Here is a 3396-nt window from a genome sequence, read left to right as displayed (position 1 = left end):
ACACGTACTGGCAGTACGACTGGTGCAGCCAGTGCCACGGTGGAATTGAGTGATGATACTGCTATCGCCCCTGATGATTACACCAATACTCCCCTGACTGTCAATTTTGCCGCTGGGGATGCTGCACCCCAAACCATCACCATTCCGATCGCCAACGATACCTTGGTGGAGGATACCGAAACACTCAACTTAACTTTGACCAACCCGAATGGTGCAACGATTGGAACGCAAAGCACCGCTACCTTGGACATAGTGGACAATGACAGCAGCCTGGAATTTAGTGCTCCTACTTTCAGCGTCAACGAAGATGGGACGACGAGCGCAGCCGTGACAGTCACTCGTACTGGCAGCAGTACCGCAGCAGTTTCAGCTACTGTGAACCTAGCCAATGGTAGTGCTACAGCCCCTGCTGATTACGCCAATACTCCCATCCTTGTCAATTTTGGTGCTGGCGATTCTGCACCCAAGACGATCAATATTCCGATCGTCAACGACACTTTGGTAGAGGGTACCGAAACTGTCAACTTAAGTTTGGTTAACCCGACAGGCGGTGCGACGATTGGAACGCAAGGTACCGCCAGTTTGGACATCGTAGACAATGACAGCAGCCTGCAATTCAGTGGCTCCAGCTTCAGTGTCAACGAAGATGGAACCCCAATCACAACCGTAACAGTAACTCGCACGGGTGGCAGCGCTGGTGCTGTGTCAGCCACCGTCACCTTGGCCGATGGAACTGCTGTAGCCCCTGGTGACTACGCCAATACTGCGATCGCTGTCAATTTTGCCGATGGCGACACCACACCCAAAGTCGTCAATATTCCGATCGTCAACGACACTTTGGTAGAAGGTAACGAAACTGTCAGCTTAACCTTGGGTAGCCCGACAGGCAATACCACGATTGGAACGCAAAATACCGCCACTGTCAACATCGTAGACAATGACAGCAGCCTGCAATTTAGTTCCCCTACCTTTGGCGTCAACGAAGATGGAACGCCCGTTGCAGCCGTGACAGTCATTCGCACTGGCAGTAGTGCTGGTGCTGTGTCAGCCAACGTGAACTTGACTAATGGTACTGCGATCGCCCCTGGTGACTACACCGGTACTTTGATTCCTGTCAATTTTGCCGATGGGGATTCTGCACCCAAAACCGTCATTATTCCGATCGTCAACGACACCTTGGTAGAGCCTACCGAAACAGTCAATTTAAGTTTGGTTGACCCGAGCGTCAATGCCACCATTGGCACCCAAAGTACCGCCACTTTGAACATCTTAGACAATGACAGCACCCTGCAATTTAGTGCTCCTACCTTCAGAGTCAACGAAAATGGAACGCCCGTTGCAGCCGTGACAGTCACTCGCACTGGCAGCACTATCGGTGCAGTCTCAGCCAACGTCACCTTGGCCGGTGGAACTGCTACAGCCCTTGCTGATTACACCGGTACTGTCATCGCTGTTAATTTTGCCGATGGGGACAACACACCCAAAGTCGTCAATCTTCCCATTATCAACGACACTTTGTTCGAGGGTAACGAAACTATCAACTTAACCTTGGAGAGCCCGACAGGCGCCACGATTGGAACCCAAAGCACCGCCGTTACGACGATCGTAGACAATGACAGCACCCTGCAATTTAGTGCTCCTACCTTCAGCGCCAATGAAGATGGAACTCCCATTGCAGCCGTGACAGTTACTCGCACAGGTGTAGCCTCTGGTGCAGTCTCAGCAACCGTCAGCTTGGCCGGTGTAACTGCTACAGCCTCTGCTGACTACACCGGTACTCCGATCGTTGTCAATTTTGCCGCTGGGGACACTGCACCCAAAGTCGTCACCATTCCCATTGTCAACGACACCTTGGTAGAGCCTACCGAAAATCTCACCTTAACTTTGGGCAGCCCGATGGGCAATGCCTCGATTGGCACCCAAAGTACCGCCACTTTCGACATCATTGACAATGACAGCACCCTGCAATTTAGTTCTGGTACTTTCAGGATCAGAGAAAATGGCGTAGCGGTTTTACCCGTGACAGTCACTCGCACTGGCAGTAGTGCTGACGCAGTTTCAGCTACCGTGAACTTAGCCAATGGAACTGCGATCGCCCCTGGTGACTACGACAATACTCTCATCTTTGTCAATTTTGCCGCTGGGGATTCTGCACCCAAGATAGTCAATATTCCCATTATCGATGACACTTTGGTGGAGGGTAACGAAAATCTCAAATTAAGTTTGGCTATTGCTACAGGCAATGCCACGATTGGAGCGCAAAGCACCGCCGTTACGACGATCGTAGACAATGACAGCACCCTGCAATTTAGTGCTCCTACCTTCCGTGTCAACGAAGATGGCACGCCGATTGCAGCCGTGACAGTTACACGCATTGGCAGTGCTATTGGTGCAGTCTCAGCCACAGTGAACTTGACCGATGGTACTGCCAGAACTCCTAGTGACTACATCAATATTAGTCCCATTGCTGTTAATTTTGCTTCTGGAGACAGCACGCCCAAAACCATCACTATTCCGATCCAGGAGAATAGTGTGTCAGAGCTTGACGAAACTGTCCGCTTAAGTTTGGCTATTGCTACAGGCAATGCCACGGTTGGAACGCAAAGCACCGCCACTTTGATCATAGTGGACAATGATGTTGTTGCACCTACTATGATGACTAACTTAAGTTCATCGGGCATGACCCCCGACCTACTTACTGGCTTTCGTTCGGCTAGTGCGATCGGTGATAGCGGGCTACAGGATTCCAGCTTGCTTGGTGGTTCAGGGTCGGGAACAGTGGATATGAGCAATTTCATCACCAACTCTTTCGACGGGGCGGCGATCGCTAATCCTACTATGACAGTCGCTGGCACCCAGAACTGGTTGTGGCCTTCACCTACAGACCCGATTGTGGGCGGCACTGACCCGAATCGTATTCCTGGTTTGGTCGCCTTCAACCCATTGGTTAATTCAGTCTTATAGCACCCTTTCAAGGTCGTACTCTTAGATGCTAAGCCCGTTATTCGAGTACGACCTTGAACCCTTGTATATTGAAATTATGAATATAAAAACGTAACAGTTGCCACATCTGCCAACTCCCCAGACTGGGAGCAATGCTAAGATTAACCAAAAGGTGGCTTTAGCGATCGCCCACAAGATGGGAGAATCAAACCAAGATGGCACTTTGACATTCGGTACATTTTGGGCAGTTTTTAGTTTTATCAAAGGAACTTTCGGACATAGCTTTACTTCACTGAATCGATTTTGCCCTGTGGATTTGGGCTTTTTTTATTCGATCGTCTTACTGCACATTTTGTACAGCTTTTAAGTTGGTACTAACTAAGGAATGAGAATTAAATAACTTCCACTCTTGAAAGTGGGATGGGCGTCCCGCCCGTCCAAAAAGGACGGGCG

At 50.1% G+C, this 3396-nt stretch carries 2 protein-coding genes; both read left to right on the top strand.

Annotation, left to right across the window (positions count from 1 at the left end; all coding sequences use genetic code 11):
* A partial coding sequence (locus QUB11_RS27185; protein ID WP_333392092.1) for a Calx-beta domain-containing protein occupies nt 1-2964 on the top strand: 2964 nt, incomplete at its 5' end.
* Between the two features lie 97 nt (nt 2965-3061).
* Nucleotides 3062-3310, top strand: a complete 249-nt coding sequence (locus tag QUB11_RS27180) for a hypothetical protein (protein WP_333392091.1) — start codon at nt 3062-3064, stop codon at nt 3308-3310.
* The last annotated feature ends 86 nt before the right edge of the window (nt 3311-3396 follow it).

The organism is Microcoleus sp. B6-A1 (genome assembly GCF_036705085.1).
GTDB lineage: Bacteria > Cyanobacteriota > Cyanobacteriia > Cyanobacteriales > Microcoleaceae > Microcoleus.
This window is presented reverse-complemented; position numbering and strand designations above follow the sequence as displayed.